The organism is Nocardia suismassiliense, from assembly GCF_900269665.1.
Lineage (GTDB): Bacteria > Actinomycetota > Actinomycetes > Mycobacteriales > Mycobacteriaceae > Nocardia > Nocardia suismassiliense.
Map to the genome: position 1 here is coordinate 3,710,618 of NZ_LT985361.1, position 20,231 is coordinate 3,730,848.

The 20,231-nt window shown below is 67.0% G+C and carries 21 protein-coding genes; 13 read left to right on the plus strand and 8 right to left on the minus strand.

What is annotated here, in order from left to right:
- The first annotated feature begins 174 nt into the window (after nt 1–174).
- Nucleotides 175–501: a hypothetical protein gene (locus DBO33_RS16780; RefSeq protein WP_107655880.1), complete on the plus strand. Its 327-nt coding sequence runs from the start codon at nt 175–177 to the stop codon at nt 499–501.
- A gap of 43 nt (nt 502–544) precedes the next feature.
- A complete protein-coding gene (locus DBO33_RS16785) occupies nt 545–1,555 on the plus strand; it encodes a DUF6745 domain-containing protein (protein WP_107655881.1) in 1,011 nt (336 codons plus the stop codon).
- 23 nt (nt 1,556–1,578) lie between these two features.
- On the opposite strand, the gene DBO33_RS16790 is transcribed toward DBO33_RS16785, so the two are convergent.
- Both DBO33_RS16790 and aztA read right to left on the minus strand, forming a co-directional pair.
- Nucleotides 1,579–2,067 carry a DoxX family protein gene (locus DBO33_RS16790; protein WP_107655882.1) on the minus strand — a complete coding sequence of 163 codons (489 nt, stop codon included), beginning with the start codon at nt 2,065–2,067 and terminating at the stop codon, nt 1,579–1,581.
- A gap of 16 nt (nt 2,068–2,083) precedes the next feature.
- Nucleotides 2,084–2,806 carry a zinc ABC transporter ATP-binding protein AztA gene (aztA, locus tag DBO33_RS16795; protein ID WP_199856662.1) on the minus strand — a complete coding sequence of 241 codons (723 nt, stop codon included), beginning with the start codon at nt 2,804–2,806 and terminating at the stop codon, nt 2,084–2,086.
- Nucleotides 2,807–2,856: 50 nt separating this feature from the next.
- Here aztA and aztB point away from each other — a divergent pair, with 50 nt between their 5' ends.
- The 3 genes from aztB to aztD are packed head-to-tail and all read left to right on the plus strand — an operon-like array spanning nt 2,857 to nt 6,965.
- Nucleotides 2,857–4,848, plus strand: a complete 1,992-nt coding sequence (gene aztB, locus DBO33_RS16800; protein ID WP_107655884.1) for a zinc ABC transporter permease AztB — start codon at nt 2,857–2,859, stop codon at nt 4,846–4,848.
- The gene (gene aztC, locus DBO33_RS16805; protein ID WP_107655885.1) at nt 4,845–5,768 is read left to right on the plus strand and encodes a zinc ABC transporter substrate-binding protein AztC; all 924 of its coding nucleotides are present in this window, start codon (nt 4,845–4,847) and stop codon (nt 5,766–5,768) included. The genes aztB and aztC overlap by 4 nt, the downstream gene beginning before the upstream one ends.
- Nucleotides 5,769–5,795: 27 nt before the next feature.
- Complete coding sequence (gene aztD, locus DBO33_RS16810) at nt 5,796–6,965, plus strand: zinc metallochaperone AztD (protein WP_107655886.1); 1,170 nt, start codon at nt 5,796–5,798, stop codon at nt 6,963–6,965.
- A gap of 87 nt (nt 6,966–7,052) precedes the next feature.
- Here the strand turns inward: aztD and DBO33_RS16815 are convergent, their stop codons facing one another.
- Complete coding sequence (locus DBO33_RS16815) at nt 7,053–7,265, minus strand: hypothetical protein (RefSeq protein ID WP_107655887.1); 213 nt, start codon at nt 7,263–7,265, stop codon at nt 7,053–7,055.
- A 168-nt stretch (nt 7,266–7,433) separates the two neighbouring features.
- On the opposite strand from DBO33_RS16815, the gene DBO33_RS16820 reads away from it, so the two are divergent.
- Both DBO33_RS16820 and DBO33_RS16825 read left to right on the plus strand, forming a co-directional pair.
- The gene (locus DBO33_RS16820) at nt 7,434–8,072 is read left to right on the plus strand and encodes a hypothetical protein (protein ID WP_159080310.1); all 639 of its coding nucleotides are present in this window, start codon (nt 7,434–7,436) and stop codon (nt 8,070–8,072) included.
- A gap of 90 nt (nt 8,073–8,162) precedes the next feature.
- Nucleotides 8,163–10,241: an MMPL family transporter gene (locus tag DBO33_RS16825; RefSeq protein ID WP_107655889.1), complete on the plus strand. Its 2,079-nt coding sequence runs from the start codon at nt 8,163–8,165 to the stop codon at nt 10,239–10,241.
- Here the strand turns inward: DBO33_RS16825 and DBO33_RS16830 are convergent.
- Both DBO33_RS16830 and DBO33_RS16835 read right to left on the minus strand, forming a co-directional pair.
- Complete coding sequence (locus DBO33_RS16830; protein ID WP_107655890.1) at nt 10,198–10,719, minus strand: CAP family protein; 522 nt, start codon at nt 10,717–10,719, stop codon at nt 10,198–10,200. The genes DBO33_RS16825 and DBO33_RS16830 overlap by 44 nt on opposite strands.
- 152 nt (nt 10,720–10,871) lie before the next feature.
- Nucleotides 10,872–11,537, minus strand: coding sequence for a dioxygenase family protein (locus DBO33_RS16835; protein ID WP_107655891.1), 666 nt, complete (start codon nt 11,535–11,537; stop codon nt 10,872–10,874).
- A 400-nt stretch (nt 11,538–11,937) separates the two neighbouring features.
- Between DBO33_RS16835 and DBO33_RS16840 the strand changes: the two genes are divergently transcribed.
- The 6 genes from DBO33_RS16840 to DBO33_RS16865 all read left to right on the plus strand — a co-directional run bounded on the left by DBO33_RS16840 (nt 11,938) and on the right by DBO33_RS16865 (nt 16,582).
- Complete coding sequence (locus tag DBO33_RS16840) at nt 11,938–12,315, plus strand: nuclear transport factor 2 family protein (RefSeq protein WP_107655892.1); 378 nt, start codon at nt 11,938–11,940, stop codon at nt 12,313–12,315.
- Nucleotides 12,316–12,450: 135 nt separating this feature from the next.
- Nucleotides 12,451–13,503, plus strand: a complete 1,053-nt coding sequence (locus DBO33_RS16845) for a multicopper oxidase domain-containing protein (RefSeq protein WP_107655893.1) — start codon at nt 12,451–12,453, stop codon at nt 13,501–13,503.
- Between the two features lie 2 nt (nt 13,504–13,505).
- Nucleotides 13,506–14,687, plus strand: a complete 1,182-nt coding sequence (locus DBO33_RS16850) for a ZIP family metal transporter (RefSeq protein WP_107655894.1) — start codon at nt 13,506–13,508, stop codon at nt 14,685–14,687.
- Nucleotides 14,684–15,097, plus strand: a complete 414-nt coding sequence (locus DBO33_RS16855) for a Rieske (2Fe-2S) protein (RefSeq protein ID WP_107655895.1) — start codon at nt 14,684–14,686, stop codon at nt 15,095–15,097. The genes DBO33_RS16850 and DBO33_RS16855 overlap by 4 nt, the downstream gene beginning before the upstream one ends.
- A 52-nt stretch (nt 15,098–15,149) precedes the next feature.
- Nucleotides 15,150–15,716 (plus strand): GNAT family N-acetyltransferase, encoded by a 567-nt coding sequence (locus DBO33_RS16860; RefSeq protein WP_107655896.1) that lies wholly within the window; start codon nt 15,150–15,152, stop codon nt 15,714–15,716.
- Nucleotides 15,717–15,802: 86 nt separating this feature from the next.
- On the plus strand, nt 15,803–16,582 hold the full coding sequence (locus tag DBO33_RS16865; protein WP_107655897.1) for a class I SAM-dependent methyltransferase: 780 nt from the start codon (nt 15,803–15,805) through the stop codon (nt 16,580–16,582).
- A 35-nt stretch (nt 16,583–16,617) separates the two neighbouring features.
- Here the strand turns inward: DBO33_RS16865 and DBO33_RS16870 are convergent, their stop codons facing one another.
- The 3 genes from DBO33_RS16870 to abc-f are packed head-to-tail and all read right to left on the minus strand — an operon-like array spanning nt 16,618 to nt 20,118.
- On the minus strand, nt 16,618–17,826 hold the full coding sequence (locus DBO33_RS16870; RefSeq protein WP_199856663.1) for a macrolide family glycosyltransferase: 1,209 nt from the start codon (nt 17,824–17,826) through the stop codon (nt 16,618–16,620).
- 5 nt (nt 17,827–17,831) lie between these two features.
- Nucleotides 17,832–18,455, minus strand: coding sequence for a CatB-related O-acetyltransferase (locus DBO33_RS16875; RefSeq protein WP_107655899.1), 624 nt, complete (start codon nt 18,453–18,455; stop codon nt 17,832–17,834).
- Nucleotides 18,456–18,510: 55 nt separating this feature from the next.
- Nucleotides 18,511–20,118 (minus strand): ribosomal protection-like ABC-F family protein, encoded by a 1,608-nt coding sequence (gene abc-f / locus DBO33_RS16880; protein ID WP_107655900.1) that lies wholly within the window; start codon nt 20,116–20,118, stop codon nt 18,511–18,513.
- Between the last annotated feature and the right edge of the window lie 113 nt (nt 20,119–20,231).

Sequence of the window (20,231 nt, forward strand, 5' to 3'; positions counted from 1 at the left end):
CGACATGATTCGCTCGCTCATACGTCCCCGCCCCTTCTGTCCTGTTCCGATAGTGATCAGGTGGGTTCTACCAAGCCCCACCGACATCCGGGGCGGCGGGCGGGGTTTGTCGGTGCCCGCCGCTACCGTCCTGGGCACGGCACCGATCTCGGGTCGGCAGTGGGAGGAGAAATCATGTATCGGCAAGGCGACGTCTTGATCGTTCCGTTGACGGAGAGCGCGGTGCCCGAAACGGCCGTGCACGCGGCTTCGGAACCCCGCGACGGCCGCGGGCGATTGGTGCTGGCGCTCGGTGAGGTCACGGGCCACGCGCACGCAATTGCCGGTCCCGGCAGGTTGATTCGCGAGGGAAGTGCGTTCGGGCCGATGCTGCTGCACCTGCCCGAGGGTGGGCGCGTCGTGCACGAAGAACATGCGGCCATCACGCTGCCGAAGGGGTGGTATCGGGTGGTGCGCCAGCGGGAGTACGTGCCGGGGTCGGTACGGATCGTCGCCGACTGAACATCACAGCGTCAGACAATACGAACACAGGAAGAGTGAAGACATGACGGAACGTGATGTGTGGCGGGCGCTTTCGGCGAAGACCGGTGCCGGTGATCGAGCTGCGGCGGAGGCCGGGGTGTGTGCGGCGTACCGGCAGGCGGGACTGGCCGAGCCCGAGCGGATCGTCTGGGTCGGTTCGCCTTTGGCGGCGGTGCGGATGCTGTCGGAGGGCGGGTTGGGGGAGCGCGGTGCCAGTGTGCGCGAAGCGGTGCGTAGCGCGCCGTGGGCGGCCGAACGGGCCCGCGTCCATGCGGAATTGGGGTCGAAAGCGTTCAATGAACACTGGCAGGCCACCGGTGCGGGGCTGTGGGAGCTGACGCAGACCGTGGTCGATCGTGTTCGTGAGGGTGTCATCGAAGCCGCGGCGAGCACGGCCCAGCAGGGTACCCAGATCCGCTTGTTGTTGCTGGATGCCGTACTCGGCCAACATGATTCCGCATGGTTGTGCTCGTTCGACACCGGCGCAGGCTCGCCGTTGAGTGGATTGGCCGCGGTGGCTCGGGAAGCGGGCTGGTGGTGGCCGTACGAGAACATCGCCCTGATCAGCGAACGCCCCACCGCCTTGCACCGCGACGAAGCCGGCCGCCTCGACCGGGGCGACGGCCCCGCGCTGGCCTATACCGACGGCTTCGAGCTACACGCATGGCGCGGCATGTCCGTCAGTGCCGAATTCCTCGACAGCTTGCGGGCACTGACGCCGGAGCAGATCCGCGCGGAAGAGAATGCCGAACTGCGCCGAATCATGCTCGAGTACTACGGCTACGACCGCTACCTCGACGAATCGGGCGCGCAACCGATCCACCGCGACGAAACCGGGGTGCTCTGGCGCATCGAACTCGTCGGCGACGAGGACGTGGTGATGGTCGAAGTCGTCAACTCCACTCCGGAGCCCGACGGCACCCACCGCACCTACTGGCTGCGCGTGCCACCGGCGACGCGCACCGCCCGCGAAGGAGTGGCATGGACCTTCGGACTCGGCGCGGAAATCTACGAGCCCGTCCAGCAAACCTGAGTACTTGTCAGTGTGCCGGGCGGTCAGGTCGCGAGAGGGCGCGCACCCTGACGGGCGAGGCGGGCGTCGATCGACCAGGCTCCGGCGCCGACGATGAGGAGGAAGACGCTGCCGCACAGTTGGGCGAGGTCGGTGCGTGAGTCGTGGATGAAGTCCCACCAGCCGGACTTGCCGCTGAACAGGGGTGCGTCACCCCACAGGATCGGCAGCTTGGTGATCAGCAGGGCGCCGAGCATGTTCACGATCATCGGCACCGCCGCGACGCGGGTGAGGAGCCCGGCCACAATCAAAGCGCCGCAGGCGATTTCGAAGACACCGTCGAGTGGGCCGAAGAAGCCTGGGGCCGGGATACCGGCTTTGTCGAATCGGCCGGTGCCGAGGGTGTCGGGGAAGAGGAACTTCTGGATGCCTTCGAAGAAGAACACCGCGCCTACGTAGAGGCGGATCCAGATCGTCGCGGCCGGCGCGGGGGTGGGGAGCAACCGAGTTCGCCCGGGGGAGGGGGCGGACACGGGGGGCCCCTTTCCGTCAGGTCAATTCTAGGATCCTTTCGTCCGCTGTGGCCGGCACGGCGCGGTATCGGATGAGAACGTCATCGGGCGCACCCTCGGAGATCAGGGTGCCGTCGCGCAGGTAGAGGCAGTGGTCGGCGCGCGCCGCCTCCTCGGCGTCGTGGGTGGCCTGTACGACGGTCACCCCGCTCGCGCTGATCTCCCGTATGGCGCGCGAAATCTCTTGCTGGGAACCGGAATCCAGTCCGGCGGCCGGTTCGTCGAGCAGCAGTACCTCGGCCTCCTGCGCCAGCGCCTGGGCCAACAGGGCACGCTGTCGCTGACCGCCGGACAGGGTGTCGAGTCGGCGGCCCGCGAGGTCGGTGATGTCGAGACGCTCCAGGCAGGTATCGACGAGGGCGCGGTCGGCCCGGGTCAGCCGCCGCCACAGGCCGCGGTGCGCCCAGCGGCCCATCGCCACCGTCTCGCGCACCGTGATCGGCAGTGTCGCGGGCACCACGGTGTGCTGGATCACGAAGGCCGGCCTGCGCTCGGTGGTCCGCTCGACCGTCCCCGCCGACGGGGCGAGCACGTCGGCGAGCACCGCGAGCAGCGTCGATTTACCGGACCCGTTCGGGCCGATGATCGCGGTGACCTGGTCGGCTGGGATCACGCCGCTCACCTGGTGCAGCACCGTGCGACCTGCGTAACCCGCGGACAGGCCGTGCAGGCGCAGCGCGCTCGGGGTCTCCCTGTGCATCATTTCACCTCACTTGTAATGACAATCGTTTTCATTCTACTGTAGGGCGCATGGAGTGGTTGTTCGCCCCGTTCGAGGTGGCTTTCGTGCAACGGGCGCTGTGGGGCGGCCTGCTCGTGTCCTGCATCTGCGCCCTCGCGGGTACGTGGGTCGTGGTGCGCGGCATGGCTTTTCTCGGGGACGCGATGGCGCACGGCATGCTGCCCGGCGTCGCGGTGGCCTCGCTGCTCGGGGGCAATCTGCTGGTCGGCGCCGCGATCAGTTGCGCGGCAATGGCGGTGGGCGTCTCCGCGATCGGCCGCAACAAGCGGTTGTCGGCCGATACCGGCATCGGGTTGCTGTTCGTCGGCATGCTCGCGGCAGGTGTCATCATCGTGTCCCGCTCGCAGTCGTTCGCGGTCGACCTGACCGGGTTCCTGTTCGGCGACGTGCTCGCGGTGCGAGACCGGGATCTGCTGTATCTCGTTGTGGCGCTGGGTATTGCGGTGCTGATCACGGTACTCGGGCATCGCGCGTTCGTGGCATTGACCTTCGACGCGCGCAAAGCGCACACGCTCGGTCTGCGTCCGCAACTCGCGCACGTGGCGCTGGTGGGACTGGTGACGCTGGCGATCGTCGCCTCCTTCCATATTGTCGGTACGCTGCTGGTCTTCGGGCTGCTCATCGCACCGCCCGCGGCCGCGACGTACTGGGCCGATCGGATTCCGATGGTGATGCTGCTCGCCGCGGTGCTCGGCGGTGTGGCCACGACGACCGGGCTGCTGATCTCCTGGCACGCGGGCACGGCCGGCGGCGCGACGATCGCCGCCGTCGCGGTTGCCCTGTTCTTCCTCTCCGCTCTGGCGGCTGCGGCGCGGGACCGGCTGCGTGGCAAGGGAGTTCGCACAGCGGCGGTAGCGGCTAGTGCGCTTGCCGTGGTCCCGCTGGCCGGTTGTGGAACGAGCGCCGAGACTGTCCCGCCCGTCGAAACACCACACGGCTACGTGGCCGGCGCGGAGGAATCCGCCGAGCCGCAATCACGGCTGATCCTCGCCGACCGTGGCGCAGGCGCGATCAAGGTGCTGGATCTGACCACCGAGAAGTCCGTGGACGCGGGCCGGGCCGAGGGCGTGCGCCGCATCGTCGGCGACGGTCGCTACGGCTATGTGAGCGTGGGTAATTCGACGCGCATAGTCGACAGCGGCGGCTGGATGGTCGATCACGGCGATCACGTGCACTACTACCGCGCCCCGATCCGCGAAGTCGGCACCCTCGGCGGGCAGGTGGTGGCTGCGCACAGTGATCCGGTGGTGGCGGCGCTGGTGCTCGAAGACGGCGCCACGGTGCTGCTGGATCGCCCCGCGCTCGATCAGGGTTCGATCGTCGAGCGCGGCCGGATCGCCGGGGGCGCGGCGCTGCCGTATGCCGCGCACCTGCTGGTCGCGACGGGCGACAAGGTCGAGGTGCGTACCCGCGACAACGCCGCGGTGACCACCATCGCCGAACCGTGCCCGGACCCGCGCGGCCGCGCGGTGACCCGCCGTGGCGCCGTATTCGGTTGTGCCGACGGTGCTTTGGTCGTGACGGGGGAGGAGGGCACCTTCACCGGACAGAAGATCCGCTACCCGGCCGAGGTCACCGCCGCCGACCGCGCCGTGGAGTTCACCCACCGCCCCGGCAGCGCGACGCTCACCGCCCGCGCCGGCGAGCAGGGATTCTGGACCCTCGACGTGCGGAAGAAGAATTGGACGCTGGCGCCGGTCGGCCCGGTCGTCGCGGTGAACACCGCAGGAGAGGGGGCGACGCTGCTCGCCCTGACCCGCGACGGTGTGCTGCACAGCTTCGACCCCGGAACTACAAGGGAGACAGCGAAAGTCGTGCTGCTCGAACCGCTCGCGGACGGCGCCGCCGCACCGGCGATCCTGGTCGACTCCCAGCGCGCGTACGTCAACGACGCACCCCGCGGAAAGGTCTACGAGATCGCCTACAACGACAACCTGCGCTTGGCCCGCACCTTCACCGCCGACCTCGCACCGACCCACATGATGGAGACCGGCGAATGAAAACCCTGCTGCGCGTTGTCGCCGCGCTGGCTGTCCTGGCCCCCTTGCTCGTCGCGTGCACTGGAAGCGGCGGTGATCGCACCGGAATCGTGGTCACCACCAACATCCTCGGTGATCTCACCCGTGTCATCGCCGGTGACACCACCGAGGTGACGGTGCTGATGGCCCCCGACGCCGACCCGCACTCGTTCGCGGCCTCGGCGCAGCAGGCCGCGAAACTCGACCGCGCCGCGCTCGTCGTGCACAACGGTTTGGGCCTCGAGGAAGGCGTGGCGCGCCATGTGGCGGCCGCCGAGAGTTCGGGAGTTCCGACGCTCGCGGTCGGTGACCACGTCGACCCGATCAGCTACACCTCCGACGAATCCGCGGGCCGCCCCGATCCGCACTTCTGGACCGACCCCAAGCGGGTGCGGATGGCAGTGGAGACGATCGCCGCCGCGATCATCGAGCACGTCGACGGGATTGATGCCGCGGCGATCCGCGCCAACACCGATCGTTACCTGACCGAGCTCGATCAGCTCGACCACTGGGTCACCGACCAGTTCGCCGGTATTCCCGCAGAACGCCGCAAGCTGGTCACCAACCACCACGTCTTCGGTTATCTCGCACAGCGTTTCGGCTTTCAGGTGATCGGCGCGGTAATGCCGAGCGGCACGGCGCTCGCCTCACCGAGTTCGTCGGACCTCAGCTCGCTGGCCGATGCCATCCGGACCGCCGGCGTCGGCGCGATCTTCATCGATTCGTCCCAGCCCGACAAGCTCGCTCGCGTACTGGCCGAGCAAGTCGGGGTGCGGGTGCAGGTCATCGCACTGCACACCGAGTCGCTGACCGCACCCGGCGGCGGTGCGGCCACCTACCTGGAGATGACGCGCGCGAATACCGCGGCGATCGTGCGCGGTCTCACCGCACCTCCCACCTGATACCCCACGAGAACACGGAGTAAGTACATGCACATGCGGTCCCGAGCCACCAAAGTAGTGGCTCTATCCGGAATCGTCGCCTCGGTTGTCGCCGTAAGCAGCTGCGGCACAGACGATTCCACCGAGTCGGCGGCACCCGCGCACGGTGCCGAGCCGATCGCACTCACCTATGACGGCGGCATCTACGTCTTGGATCCGACCACGCTGGCCAAGACCGGTGAGGTGCAGCTGGAAGGCTTCAACCGGCTCAACCCGGCCGGCGACGACCGGCATCTGATGGTGACGGTCAAGGACGGCTTCAAGGTCTTCGACGCGGCCGCCACGAAGTTCACCGGCACCGAATTCCCTGCCGCCAAGCCCGGTCACGTGGTGCGTCACGCGGGCCGCACGGTGCTGTTCGCCGACGGCACCGGCGAGGTCACCGCCTTCGATTCCGCCGCGCTCGAGTCAGGGAAGAAGCCCGAGACCGAGGTCTACCGCACGCCCACCCCGCATCACGGTGTCGCGGTGCAGCTCGCGAACGGCAACCTGCTGGTCACGCTCGGCACCGAGGAGAAGCGGGTCGGCGCCGTGGTGCTGGACGCGCAGCGCAAGGAGATCGCCCGCAACGAGGACTGCCCCGGCGTGCACGGTGAAGCCGCCGCCAAGGACGAGGCGATCGTCATCGGTTGCCAGACCGGCGTTCTCGTCTACCGCAACGGAGCCATCACCAAGGTCACCAGCCCGACTCCCTACGGCCGCATCGGCAATGCGGCGGGCAGCGATGTCTCGCCGATCGTGCTCGGTGACTACAAGCAGGACAAGGACGCCGAACTCGAACGCCCCCAGCAGATTTCGCTAATCGACACGGTCAGCGGCTCGCTGCGCCTGGTCGACATCGGCACCAGCTACACGTTCCGCTCGCTGGCCCGCGGACCGCAAGGCGAGGCGCTGGTGCTCGGCACCGACGGCCGCCTGCACGTGATCGACCCGGTGGCGGGCACCATCACCCGCTCCATCCCGGTGCTCGCACCGTGGCAGGAACCGCTGAAGTGGCAGGATCCCCGGCCGACCCTGTTCAGTCGCGACGGAATGGCCTACGTGTCCGACCCGGCGACCAAGCAGGTGCATCGCATCGACCTGAGCACCGGCGCGGTGGCCGCGAGCACGACCTTGGCTGCCACGCCGAACGAACTGAGTGGAGTGATCGGACACTGATCGGACGCGATCAGCTTGTTCATGCGGTCACCCGGCTCGAGCTTTCTGTGCAGAGTGCTTCGAGCCGGGACCGCATGACAAGTCAGGCTATTTCGCCGACAGCGAGGACGAGCCACTGAGCAGGCATGTTGCCAAATTGAAGTTGGCCGGATTGCAATCGATCGACTTCGCGGCCGGGTGCGGCTGCGGTTGCGTCGGAGCCGTCGACTCGGCGTAAGCGCTCGCACCCGTGATCGCGGTCATGGTCACGAAAACGGCGCCGACGACGGCGCTGCGCAGTGCGGTTCGAGAGGTGGGCATTCGATCTCCTTCGGTGGATGCTGAATGCCATCAAGTTATCCGGCGCCAGAAGTCGCCCGCACGCCCCGAGTTACGTTGCCCCCCATTACTTTCTCGATGATTCAGCTAAGCTCGTCGGGTGTCCGGACCGACGGAGTCGGACGTGATGTGCACGAGGTGGGCAGTCTGATGACCGCGACGACGAACGACGACGCGTCTCCGGTGCCGGACGACGCGGGCAGCAGTACGGATCGGGCGCGTCGCAGGCAGCGGATCATCTGGATGCTCGCCGTCCTGGCGCTTTTCGCGGTGGGAGTCGCGGCCGGGCCCGCATGGTTTCAGTCATCCCGCTTCTATCGATTCGACTGGGTCCCGGTATGGGCGCCGGCGGCGTGCTGGACGGCCGCGGTGATCCTCCTCGCCGTGTCGAGGTCGGGTCCCCGCCGCAGTCCGGGGCAGCTTGCGGTTGCCGCCACACTGGGGGCGGTGATGGTGCCCGTGTGGGCCGTTTCGATGTTCGTGCACGGGTTCGTCGCCGAGGACAGCAAGGTCGTGGCCGTCGCAGTGAGTCCCGACGGGAGCCACGAAGTCGTCACGGAATCGCACAAGATCTACAACCACCCGCCCGGTTGCCGCGTCGTGCTTCGGGAGCGGGGTGGACTGTTCAGCAGGCAGGCGACTGTCTGGAACGAGGACGAGTGCCCGCAGCGCGTGTCCTTCACCGGTGACACCACGATCAGCCTTATCCAACCGGGCTCCGGGAAGGCCGAGACGACGATCTTCGACCCCGAACAGATGCAGGTAGCCAAGATCTACGGATTCGACTGACCGCTGCGACGTGCCTACGGGGCCGTGATCATCCCCACGTGGCCGGGGTGACAACGCGCGCCCCGGCAGCGGTTCTGCCATCGTGTGGTGATGCGCATGTGGGATCGGTTCGCGACCGCGGTCACCGCCCGTAGGTCATGGTTGCTGCTCGTACTGCTCGCCGTGGTGTCGGCCGGATTGATCGGTGGCATCGGCGGTAACGACGCCGCGGGGGAGGCGCCGAACTCGTTGCCGGGCAGCGCGGAATCGGCGCGGGTCAAAGAGCTGCTCACCCAATTCCCGGATGCGGGTACCGCACCCGCGGTGGTCGTGGTGACCCGCACCGACGGCGCCGAATTGGCCGCCGACGAGGTGGCGGAGCTGCGGGTGCGGCTCGGTGAGCTGGCCATTTCCCCCGATCGGCAGGCCGCGATCGGTCGACTGCCGGTCGACGCGAAGTTGAGCGGGTTCGCTTTGACCGACCGCATCGACGAACTGCGCGAGTCCGTGAAAGCCGGGCAACCGGCGGATCTGAACATTCAGGTGACCGGCGGGCCCGCGTTCGGCGGCGACATCGCCGATTCCTTCGCCGGCGCCAACATCACGCTGCTCGCGGTGACGGCTGCGGTGGTCGCGTTGCTGCTCATCGTGACCTACCGGTCGCCGGTGCTGTGGCTGGTGCCGCTGCTCGTGGTCGGCTCGGCGGATCGGGTCGCGGCCACCGTCGGTACCGGACTGGCCCGGTGGACCGGGCTCGCCTTCGACGGCTCGACTTCCGGCATCACCAGCGTGCTCGTCTTCGGTGCGGGGACGAACTACGCGCTGCTGCTGGTCTCGCGCTACCGCGACGAGCTGCACCGCAATGCCGATCATCGGGCGGCGTTGCGCCACGCGGTCCGGCATGCCGGACCGGCGATCCTGGCGAGCAATGTCACCGTCGTCGCCGCACTCTTGACCCTGCTGCTGGCTTCGCTGCCCAACACTCGCAGTCTCGGTGTGGGTGCCGCCGCCGGGTTGGTGGTGGCTCTGGTGTTCGTTCTGGTGGCGCTGCCCGCCGCGCTGGCCTTGTGCGGGCGCAATGTCTTCTGGCCGTTCGTCCCGCAGGCGGATGATCGGGTGGCGGCGGAGCAGGGGATGTGGCACGCGATCGCCGCGTGGGTCGTGCGCAAGCCGGTGATCGTCGCCTGCGGCACGCTGGTGGTGCTAGGCGGGTTCGCGGCCGGATTGATCGGGACCGACGTGGGGTTGTCACAAACCGATCAGTTCCGGGTCCGCGCCGAATCCGTCGAAGGATTCGACACCCTCGCCGCGCATTTCCCGGCCGGTGCGGCCAACCCGACGATCGTATTGGCGAAGGCCGAGGCGGGGGCCGAGGTCCAGCAGAAGCTGCGTGCCATGCCGGGCGTTACCGAGGTAACGCCGACCGGAACCTCGCCGACCGGGCTGATGCGGTGGTCGGTGGTGCTGAACGCCGAACCCGGCTCCCCGCAAGCCTTCTCGACCATCGAGTCGATTCGGGCCGAGCTGTCGTCGGTTCCCGGGGCACTGGTCGGTGGTGGTGACGCGGAGGGGTTGGACACCAGGACCGCCGCCGAACACGATCAGCGCGTGGTGATTCCGGCGATCCTGGCGGTCGTGTCGGTCATCCTGCTCGCCCTGCTGCGGGCCGTCCCCGCCGCCGTGCTGCTGGTGGGCGTCTCGGTGCTCAGCGCGCTGGCCGCGCTCGGGCTCGGGGCCTGGATCGGCCTGCACCTCTTCGGTTTTCCGGCGTTGGATACCAGTGCGCCGCTGTATGCCTTCCTCTTCCTGGTAGCCCTCGGTATCGACTACACGATCTTCCTGGTGACCCGAGCGCGTGAGGAAACACCCGACCACGGCAGTACCCAGGGCATCGTCCGGGCCGTGTCCGCCACCGGCGCTGTTATCACCAGTGCCGGCATCGTCCTGGCCGCCGTGTTCTGTGTGCTCGGCGTCCTGCCGTTGATCATCCTCACGCAGCTCGGAATCATCGTCGGGCTGGGTATCCTGCTGGATACCTTCCTGGTCCGAACCGTAGTCATCCCAGCGCTTTTCAGCCTTACCGGGCCGAAAATCTGGTGGCCCAACGCGCTTTCGCGCGTCCCGACGCCAGCGGGCACGCAGCAGGTCAGTTCTGCGGACGACCGACGTTCTGCGGGAACTGGCCCCTGACGTTGCCCGGCGGGGTGTAGCGGGCGACTATGTAGGTGCTGGGCTGCGAGAAGATGGTGCCTGCGGGGCAGGAAGCAATGCCCACGGTCAGCTGCGTGCTGGCCTTCCACACCACCTGGGTGAAATGTCCTGTCTCGGGCGAAAAGCCGGGATTGTTGTAGTCGTACTTGCTCGCCTCCGCCATCCAGCTCTTCATCGCGTCTTCGAAACTGCGAGTGCCGGTGCCCGCGTAGAGGTTCTCGCCGTAGCGGCCGCGCGAATCCGAGTGCTGGAACTTGCATGCCGCAGCGTATTGCTGTGTGTCGGAGGACAACCCCGAGTTCCAGGTCATCGGAGGAGCCCCATACTGTGCGCGCGCCGCGTTCGCCACGGAGAGCTTGTGGGCGTCGGAGGTCTCCGCACCGGCTGGTACGGCACCAACGACCGAACCGGCGATGGCGACCAGGGCAGCGGCAATTGCCAAGCGCGACTTGTGCATTCGACTTCCTTCCGATCGGTGGATAGCGGGTCCCACCGTAGGACCGGTCGGTCTGCGCCACAAGAGAATGATCACCAGTGGCGCTCCCCAGTCGGGGTGATGAGCGTTGACCTTGACCTCGGGTCAAGGTCATGCGCGCGAACTCCGGTATGTCAGCGGAAGTTCAGAATGAAGTCGTAGGTCGCCTCCCGCCCGGTGGGCACGGTGCGGACCGTCATCAGCAACCGGCGGTCGAAGATGGAATCGGTGTTGTTTCGTGGCTCGTTGGGGAAATACAGCTGGGTGGTCAGCACCCGCTGGTTCGGCGCCTGCACTTTGACGTGGATGTGGCGGGTGCGGCCCGGATACAGGCCCGGCACGATGGTCGAGAGTTTGAATTGGCCGTTCGCGTCGGTGAATTGATGACCCCGCCACTTGTAGCCCGCATTGTCGTAGGCGCCTGCGTTGTCGGCCTGCCAGAAGTCCAGTAGCGCCTGGGCGACCGGGCGGCAGGAGCGCGTGAACACATAACCGCTGACCGTCAGCCGGGTGCCGGGGGAGCCGGGTATCACCAGATCGTTCCGGAGCGGCGAGTTCGGCTTGAAGTACGGGCCTTCGGTTTGTGAAATTGTGGGTGCGTCCCCGTCGTGGCAGGCCGGGGTGGGTTCGAGGTCGTCCGGTACAGCCTGCTGACCTTCGTCGGCGTTGCCGATGCCGGCCGCGGCACCGGTCAGTGTCGCCGCGGCGGGCACGGCCAGTAAACCTAGTTGCAGCAGACGTTTCCGAGTAATCGCCTGAGGGAGTTCGGTGTCGTCATCTGGCAAATGGTCAGTGCTCATGATTGATCTCCTCGCGGGAGGGTGGGCGGGAGTGTTCAGGTGTCACATCCGGTCGGCAACAGGTCATTGCACTACTCGCAATCCGGGCAGCGGGCTGTTGTGCTGCTCAGTAGCCAAACGCCTTGTCGGCGAAGGTATTTCGAGCTCGAATGTGACAATGACGATAGGTCGCGCACGGCGGGCCGGGCAAGGGGCCGGGTGGTGGAAGAAGTACAACTTTCATTGATATGTAGCCGGGATCGCCAGTGCCTCAAGGAAACTGGTGCGGACCCGCGACTCGCGCCGAAGTGTCCCCAGTGACTCCCCGGTTGTCGAATATCCCTGTCGCGGCCTCGGCGATTCGAATTCTCCGGTTGGTGCAGACTGGGGACATTGTCGAATACCACGTGAGGATGACGGAATGGCTGAGGTAGACGGTCCGCTCGATGCGTTGATCGATACGTATTGTCTGGGATGGAGTGATCCGGATCCGGTGCGGCGGCGGGAATTTCTGGGCGCGGCGTTGGCGGCGGACGCGACGTATACCGATCCGACCGTGCACGCGGTCGGGGTCGAGGAGTTGGCGGCTCATATCGACGGGGTGTTCGCGCAGCAGCCGGGGATGCGGGTGATGCGGGTCAGCCAGATAGACGCGCACCACGAAATGGCTCGGTTCGGCTGGCGGCTGGTGCAGGCGGATGGCACGGCATTGCCGGACGGAGTGGACTTCGTGGAGGTCTCGGCGGAGGGGCGGATCCGCCGGATCGTCGGGTTCTTCGGCGGGTTGCGCAGCATTTAGCGCGAGTGGAGCTGGTTGTCCAGGCTCCGGCTGGATGTTGATCTGAGCTGCGGCGTTCGATGGGTTGAATTTTAGAGTTCGGTAGCCCAAACTTTACCTACCGCTCCATCGATCCACGAAGTAAGGCCCACCTGAATGGACATTCCGACTCGGCGCCGATTCCTGGCCGGCGGGGCTGCTGCCGGTGCGGTAGGTGTGGCTTTAGGGGCAGGTGGGGTCTTGGACTCGGCGCCGGCTCGGGCGCGGGAGCGCGACCGGCCGGCGCACCAGCACGGCGCGGATCAGCACGGCGGGGGAGCGTCCGGGCCCACGTTTCGCAAGGGCAGCGTCGTCGACCACGAGGCGAACGGATTCGATCCGACGGCCATCCTGCGCGACTTCGACTACGGCCGGGTCACCACCCGCCCGGACGGTCGCACGCTGCGGGAATGGGATGTGTACGCCAGCGACGAGGATATCGAGATCGCACCCGGGGTGAGTTTCCCGGCGTGGACGCTCAATTCGCGGATTCCGGGACCGACCCTGCGCTGCCGGGAAGGTGACCTGCTGCGGGTCAATTTCACCAACGGCTCGAAACACCCGCACACGCTGCACTTTCACGGCATCCACCCGGCCGACATGGACGGCATCCCCGGCCTCGGCCGCGGCATCATCAACCCGGGCGAGAGCTTCACCTACGAGTTCGACGCCACCCCGTTCGGGCTGCACCTGTTCCACTGCCACGTCGGGCCGCTGGCCGAGCACATCGCGCGCGGCATGTACGGGACGTTCATCGTCGACCCGCCGCAGCCGCGCCCGGCCGCCGACGAGATGGTGATGGTGCAGCACGGCTACAACACCACCTTCGACGGCGAAGGCAACCAGCTCTACGCGGTGAACGGCATCCCGTTCCACTACATGCACGAGCCGATCCGCGTGAAACGCAATGCGCTGGTGCGCATCTACCTGGTGAACGTGCTGGAGTACGACCCCATCAACAGCTTCCACATCCACGGGAACTTCTTCGACTACTTCCCGACCGGAACACGTTTGCAGCCAACGGAATTCACCGACACCATCGTGCAGGGGCAAGGGCAGCGCGGCATCTGCGAACTGCGGTTCCCGCATCTGGGCCAGTACATGTTCCACGCGCACAAGACCGAGTTCGCCGAGCTCGGCTGGATGGGCATGTTCGAGGTGACGGAGTAGCCATGGTGGACATCGAGCGCACCCGCAGGCCGTGGCTGCTCGGCCTGGTCTCCGTCGCATTGCTGGCGATCGCGTTGGCCGGGTTGGCCGTGCTGGGCGGGCGCAGCCTGCCGGAACGTACCGGGCCGCCGGTGGAGGAGATCGCGGTCGAGCAGACCAGGCTCGAGCCGGGGTCGATCGACTTGACGCTGCGCAATACCGGACCTGATCCGGTATCGGTGGCACAGATCTTCGTCAATGACGCCTACGTCGACTACACCGGCGCGAGCGAGCCCATCGGGCGCTTGGCATCGGCGCGGGTACGGATCGATTATCCCTGGCAGGACGGTCAGCCCTACCTGGTGTCGATGCTGACCTCGACCGGGCTGGTCATCGAGCACGAGATTCCCGCCGCGGTCGAGACGCCTGCGACCAATGCGTCGTTCTTCGGGTTGATGGCCTTGCTCGGGACCTATGTCGGCATCATTCCGGTGGTGCTCGGAATGCTTTTCCTGCCGGTGATGCGGGCAGCCGGTGGCCGGGTCGTGCGGGTATTGCTCGCGGTGACCGTGGGGCTGCTCGCGTTTCTGGCCTGGGAAGGTACCAGCGAAGGCTTCGAGCTGGCGGGTCGATCGGGTGGCGCGTTCGGTGGTACCGCGCTGGTCGTGCTCGGCGCGGTGCTGGCTTTCCTCGGGTTGACCGCGGTGGACCAGTGGCTGCGCAGCCGTCGACAGTCGGCTGCGGTGCAGGGGGCCAGTGGCGTGCGACTGGCGTTGATGATCGCGATCGGTATCGGACTGCACAATCTCGGTGAAGGTCTGGCGATCGGATCTGCCTATGCCGTAGGCGAATTGGCGCTCGGGACGTTTCTGGTGATCGGCTTCGCTATTCAGAACACCACAGAAGGGCTTGCCGTTGTCGCGCCGTTGACCGAGCGGCGGCCGCCACTGCTGATCCTGCTCGGACTCGGTCTGGTGGCGGGGGCTCCTGCCATCATCGGTGCCGTGGTCGGGGCGACGGTCAATAATGCGGAACTGTCCGCGCTGTTGCTCGGGGTGGGTGTCGGCGCGATCGTCCAGGTGATCGTGCAGATCGTGCCGAGTCTGCGGGAACCGGAGGGTAAAGGAATCGCGGTGTCGACGCTCGGCGGTGTTTCGATCGGGCTGCTGGTGATGTATGCGACGGGTTTGTTGGTGACCGCATGATCGACGCACCAGATTCCGGTCGGCCATCCTGCGGCGGCTGCACCCGGCGCAGTGTGCTGGTCGGTGCTGCGGTAGCCGTCGCGGCAACCACTGCGGGGTGCGGGCGAGGCGATGCGGACCCGGCACCGGCGCGGGTACCGCTGGCCGAGGTCCCCGTCGGTGGCGGACGGATCTACCCGCAACAGGATCTGGTCGTCACCCAGCCGGTCGCCGGCGATATCCGAGCCTTCTCGGCCACCTGCCCACACCAGGGTTGCCTGGTCGCCCGCGTCCGCGACGGGGCCATCGAATGCGCCTGTCACGGTAGCGGATTCAGCATCAGCGATGGATCCGCGGTGCGCGGCCCGGCGCGGAAACCGTTGTCCGCGCGCACGTTTGTCATCGAGGCTGCGGAGATCGTCGTCCGGTAGCCGACATGGAAAACCATTGGATCGTTCGATCCGCGCCATGTGAGCATCGCGTATGGCTGTCTACCTCGAGACCGACCGACTGACCCTGCGCCACTTCACCCAGCACGACGCCGAGCTGCTCATCGAGCTCGACAGCGATCCCGACGTGATGCGCTACCTTTCCGGCGGAGTGCCGACGCCGCCGGAGAAGATCCGCAACGAGACGATTCCCCGGCTGCTGGCGCAGTACGAGAAGTGGAACAACACCTACGGCACGATTGCCGCGCACGAGAAGACCACCGAGGAGTTCATCGGCTGGTTCATCCTGCGCCCCGCAGCCGACGGCCCGCTCGACGAGGTCGAACTCGGCTACCGGTTCCGTAAGTCGGTCTGGGGCAAAGGATTCGCGACCGAAGGGTCGACCGCCTTGCTGCGCAAAGCGTTCACCGAACTCGGCGTGCGCATGGTCTGGGCCGAGACGATGTTCGTGAACCGCGGGTCGCGGCATGTCATGGAGAAGCTCGGCATGACGCATGTGAAGACGTACCATCCTGAGCTACCCATGATCGAGGGTTCCGAGCATGGGGAGGTTCGCTATGAGATCACTCGTGCGGAATGGGAAAGCGGTGCTCTGAGGTGAGCCAGGTGGTGTCTGCCATCTTCTGGCCGAGCTCGAGTATTCGTCGCGGCGAGCCTGACCGTTTCATGCCCGACTAGGGTGACTGTATGGAAGACGAAGTGCGGCTGCGGCATTCCTCGTCGTTCGGTGCGGCGGCGCCCGCCTATGCCGAGCATCGGCCGGACTACGCGGCTGACGCGGTGCGCTGGGCGTTGGCGGCCGCGCCGGGGCTGCGGGTGCTGGATCTCGGGGCGGGGACCGGGAAGCTGACTGGCACGCTGGTGGCGTTGGGTGCTGATGTTGTTGCGGTCGAGCCTGATTCGGCGATGTTGGCCGAGTTGCGACGTGTGCTGCCGACTGTTCGTGCCTTGTCGGGTAGTGCGGAGCAGATACCGCTACCGGATGGGTCGGTCGACGCCGTGCTCGCGGGTAATGCCATGCATTGGTTCGATATGGCCGTCGCGGGACCGGAGATAGCCAGAGTGCTTGCGCCCGAGGGTATTCTGGCTGGTTTGTGGAATGTCATGGACGACCGGGTCGACTGGGTGGCTGGGCTCGAGCGGGTCGGCGGGAGTGCGGCAATCGGTCCGCGTGACACGTTCAGCAGCTGGCGTGCCGCGACGGAGCGGTTGTACCTTCCGGCGAGTGGGTTGAATCCTCGGTTCGGGTTGCCGGAGCAGGCCGAGTTCTCGCACGGGCAGCGGCGCACGGCCGACTCTCTCGTCGCGACACTCGGAACCCGCGCGGGCGTGCTGGTTATGCCGGAGCCGGAACGACTGGCCGCGCTCGACCGTATTCGCACTTTTCTGGCGAGCAGATCGGAGACATCGAGCGGGGAGTTCACCCTGCCGTTGCTGACCGGCGTACTGCGTGTTCGGCGCCTATGAGGTACACCGCGCAACGCGGTGAGATGCCCTGCGGGTCAGGACATACGATCTGCCATGGCCGGGATATGTGGGGGAAGAGCCTCTTCGATGAGGTCGGCGGCTCGCATGGTGCCGCCTTCAGCTCGCGCGGCGGCGCGCAACTGTGCTGCGCGGTTGGCCACCTCGGGGTCGGAGATCAAGTCGTGCAGTGCCTCTCGTAGTTTTTCGGCGGTGGCCTCCTGGGTGTCGATGCGGCGGGCCACACCCAGTTCGACGAGTCGGTCTGCGTTGAGGAACTGCTCGGCGGCCTGCGGCACGGCGATCATCGGAACGCCGGCCAACAGGCCTTCGCCGCAGCCGCCCATGCCGGCATGGGTGACGAAGGCGTCGGCCTGTTCCAGGATCGCCCGCTGCGGAACCCAGGAGTGCACTTCGATGTTGGCGGGGATGTCGCCGAGTTCTCGCGGGTCGGTGTGCTTGCCGATCTGTAGCACAACGTGCCAGCCGGGCAGGGCTCCGTACGCTTGCAGGCACTGGCGGTAGAACGCCGGTTGGCGGGTGTAGGCCGAGCCCAGCGAGATCAGCAGGACCTTCTTCGCCGCGGCCGGGCGGACCCAGCTCGTAGTGTCGCCGCGGGTGCCGAAGCAGGGTCCCACGAATGTCACCACCCCGGAATCGACGTCATCGGCGTGCGGGTGCATCGCCCGGGGTATCAGGGCCAGGGCACGGTCGGGCAGGCCGGAGAACGCGTCCACGTCGGTGGTTGCCGCACCGCAATCGGTAAGCCACCGTGCGAATTTCACGCGGTAGGCGTCGGCGCCCGGCAACTGCCACAGGGGTGCCGCCACCTCCTGGTCGTAGCCTTGCCAAGCTACGAACGTGGGCGACAACTGGACTACCGGGCGACCCTGCGCTTCGGCGAGGGCACGCCCGGCGTAGGCGCCGATGTCATACAGGTAGAGGTCCGCTGGGTCGGGGTCGTAGGCCGCGTGTAGTTGCGGGAGCGCTTGCACGGCGTTGTCGAGAAACAGGTTCATCACCGCGACGGGATCGTCGGGCCAGTTGTTGTCGGCGACCGGCAGCGCAGACGTGCACGAAACCAGTTCGGCGCCTGCCCCGGTAATCAAGTCGGCGACGGCCGGGTCGTTGGCGTAGCTCACCCGATGGCCACGGGCAACCAGCTCACGGATGAGCTCCAGGCTCGGCAGGACATGGCTGACTATGGGGATGCCGACCATCGCGATATGGGCTGGGCGAGAGGGCATTTCACTCATTTCAGAATCTCGGCGGCGGCTTCCAGGTCAGTGATGCTGCCGGACATGATGGTCGGCACGTGGTCGGTGAGGTGGTCGAGGGGCCAGTCCCACCAGGCGACCGCCAGCAGGCGGGCGATGTCCTCGTCGTTGTATCGGTTGCGGATGAGGCGGGCTGGGTTGCCACCGACGATGCCGTAGTCGGGTACGTCGCCGACGACCACGGATCCGGTGCTGATGATGGCGCCGTGGCCGATTCGCACGCCGGGCATGACGGTGGCGCCGTTGCCGAACCAGACATCGTTGCCGACGATGGTGTCGCCTCGGCTGGGGAGGCCGGTGAGTAGGTCGAAGTGGTTCGACCATGAGCCGCCCATGGTGGGGAAGGGGAAGGTGGAGGGGCCGTCCATGCGGTGATTGGCGCCGTTCATGATGAAGCGGACGCCGGTGCCGAGGGCGCAGAACTTTCCGATGATCAGTTTCTCGGGTCCGTAGTGGTAGAGCACATTTCGGGTTTCGAAGGTGGTCGGGTCGTCCGGATCGTCGTAGTAGGAGAACTCGCCGACCTCGATGAGCGGTGAGGTGACGAGCGGCTTCAGCAGGACCACGCGTGGCTGGCCTGGCATGGGGTGCAACACCATTGGGTCTGCGGGGACGGGGCTGTCGGGCACGCGAAACTCCTTCGGGGGTATGGGATCAGACGGATACGGACGCGCGCAGGTCGAGCTGAGCACCGCGCCAGCGGGCGCGTAGCCGGCGGTCGTGGCTGACGATCACCAGGGCGCCACGGTATTCGGCCAGCGCGGTTTCCAGCTCTTCGACCAGGCCCGGCGACAGGTGGTTGGTGGGCTCGTCGAGCAGCAGCACATCGACGGACTCGGTGACCAGCCGCGCCAAGGCCAGACGTTGCCGCTGTCCGGTGGACAGATTCTCGACGCGCGTCGTCAGGCGGGCACGGTCGAACAGGCCCAGGGACAGCAATCGTTCGGCGTGCGCGTCGCTCTCGCCGGTGCGACCGCGGGCGAAGGCGGCCAGCAGGGTTTGCCCGGGTTCGGCGGGCGGCGGATCCTGCGTGAGGTAGCCGACCTTGCCGTGGCGAATGATCGTGCCGGTGTCCGGCGCGAGCCGGCCTGCCAGTACCCGCAGCAGCGTGGACTTGCCTGCCCCGTTGGGGCCGGTGATCAGCAGCCGGTCGCCTGCGGTAACCGTGAGACTGGTCCGGTCGAGCCTATCCGTGACAGCGATATCGGTGGCCTCGAGCACGGTGCCGCGCGCACCACCTGCTCGCAGTGTGGGTGCGAACCGAAGCGGTTGTGGTGGCGGCGGAACGGGATCCGCGAGCAGACGGCGCAACCGCTCCTCGGCATTGCGAACCCGGCTGGCCAGTGACTGCTGCACCCGCCCACCGGCCCGGTCGTAGGCCATCTTGTTGTTGTCCTTCATGGCCCGGCCCGGTGCGACATCGCGGGCGGTGGTGGCGGCGAGTTCGCGGAGCCGGTCGGTGTCGGTTTGCCATTGGGTGTACGACTGGACCCATCGCTGGCGCGCCGCCGCCTTCTCGGCCAGGAATCCCGCATAGCCGTTGCCGTAGCGGATGACTCGCCGCCGGTCCGCGTCGACCTCGAGCAGACTGGTCGCAACCCGTTCGAGGAAGGCGCGGTCGTGCGAGACCGTCACCGTGGTGCCGCGGCGGGTGCGCAGATGATCTTCCAGCCAGGTCAGGGCGTCGCCGTCGAGATGGTTGGTGGGTTCGTCCAGCAGCAGAACCTCGGTGCCTGCGGCGAGGATCGCGGCCAGGCGCAGCCGGACCTGCTCGCCGCCGGACAGCTCGCCGACCGTGCGGGTGCGGTCTACCAGGCTCAAACCCAGACCGTGCAACGCGCGTTCCACCCGAGCGTCGGCATCGTAACCGCCGCGTAGCTCGAAAACTGTTGTCAGCTCGCCGTATTCGGCTATCCCTGACTCGTCGCCGTCGGCCATCGCGACCTCGAGCCTGCACATCCGCTGTTCGAGCGCACGGAGCTCGGTCAGTGCCCGATCGATGACCTCCTGCACGGTCGACTTCGGCGGCAGCTGCTCTTCCTGGGCGAGGTAGCCGATGCCGCCGTCGGCGTGCACGACGATCTCGCCGTGATCGGGCTGCTCCCGCCCGGCGAACAGGCGCAGCAGGGTGGTCTTGCCGGATCCGTTCTCGCCGATGATCCCGGTTCGCTCGCCCGCGGCGAGCGAACACGTCACCTCATCGAGAACCGTTGTGCCGTTGAAGGATTTGCTGACCGCTCGCGCGGTGATCTGGGTTCGCATGTGCACTCTCCGAAGCGTTCGAGGACGACACGGTCAGCAGGGACCGCAGGGTCGGGGAAACACTTCGGAAGAACATCGGCACCCTCACTTAATACGACGACTGTCGCACTAAG

Coding starts and splice junctions, on each gene's coding strand:
- DBO33_RS16875 (WP_107655899.1), bottom strand. CDS start 18,455: ATGGTGTTGCACCCCATGCCAGGCCAGCCACGCGTGGTCCTGCTGAAG.
- abc-f (WP_107655900.1), bottom strand. CDS start 20,118: ATGCGAACCCAGATCACCGCGCGAGCGGTCAGCAAATCCTTCAACGGC.
- DBO33_RS16855 (WP_107655895.1), top strand. CDS start 14,684: ATGATCGACGCACCAGATTCCGGTCGGCCATCCTGCGGCGGCTGCACC.
- DBO33_RS16840 (WP_107655892.1), top strand. CDS start 11,938: ATGGCTGAGGTAGACGGTCCGCTCGATGCGTTGATCGATACGTATTGT.
- DBO33_RS16865 (WP_107655897.1), top strand. CDS start 15,803: ATGGAAGACGAAGTGCGGCTGCGGCATTCCTCGTCGTTCGGTGCGGCG.
- DBO33_RS16820 (WP_159080310.1), top strand. CDS start 7,434: ATGACCGCGACGACGAACGACGACGCGTCTCCGGTGCCGGACGACGCG.
- aztD (WP_107655886.1), top strand. CDS start 5,796: ATGCACATGCGGTCCCGAGCCACCAAAGTAGTGGCTCTATCCGGAATC.
- aztC (WP_107655885.1), top strand. CDS start 4,845: ATGAAAACCCTGCTGCGCGTTGTCGCCGCGCTGGCTGTCCTGGCCCCC.
- DBO33_RS16825 (WP_107655889.1), top strand. CDS start 8,163: ATGCGCATGTGGGATCGGTTCGCGACCGCGGTCACCGCCCGTAGGTCA.
- aztB (WP_107655884.1), top strand. CDS start 2,857: ATGGAGTGGTTGTTCGCCCCGTTCGAGGTGGCTTTCGTGCAACGGGCG.
- DBO33_RS16850 (WP_107655894.1), top strand. CDS start 13,506: ATGGTGGACATCGAGCGCACCCGCAGGCCGTGGCTGCTCGGCCTGGTC.
- DBO33_RS16815 (WP_107655887.1), bottom strand. CDS start 7,265: ATGCCCACCTCTCGAACCGCACTGCGCAGCGCCGTCGTCGGCGCCGTT.
- DBO33_RS16830 (WP_107655890.1), bottom strand. CDS start 10,719: ATGCACAAGTCGCGCTTGGCAATTGCCGCTGCCCTGGTCGCCATCGCC.
- DBO33_RS16835 (WP_107655891.1), bottom strand. CDS start 11,537: ATGAGCACTGACCATTTGCCAGATGACGACACCGAACTCCCTCAGGCG.
- DBO33_RS16780 (WP_107655880.1), top strand. CDS start 175: ATGTATCGGCAAGGCGACGTCTTGATCGTTCCGTTGACGGAGAGCGCG.
- DBO33_RS16870 (WP_199856663.1), bottom strand. CDS start 17,826: ATGCCCTCTCGCCCAGCCCATATCGCGATGGTCGGCATCCCCATAGTC.
- DBO33_RS16845 (WP_107655893.1), top strand. CDS start 12,451: ATGGACATTCCGACTCGGCGCCGATTCCTGGCCGGCGGGGCTGCTGCC.
- DBO33_RS16785 (WP_107655881.1), top strand. CDS start 545: ATGACGGAACGTGATGTGTGGCGGGCGCTTTCGGCGAAGACCGGTGCC.
- aztA (WP_199856662.1), bottom strand. CDS start 2,806: ATGCACAGGGAGACCCCGAGCGCGCTGCGCCTGCACGGCCTGTCCGCG.
- DBO33_RS16860 (WP_107655896.1), top strand. CDS start 15,150: ATGGCTGTCTACCTCGAGACCGACCGACTGACCCTGCGCCACTTCACC.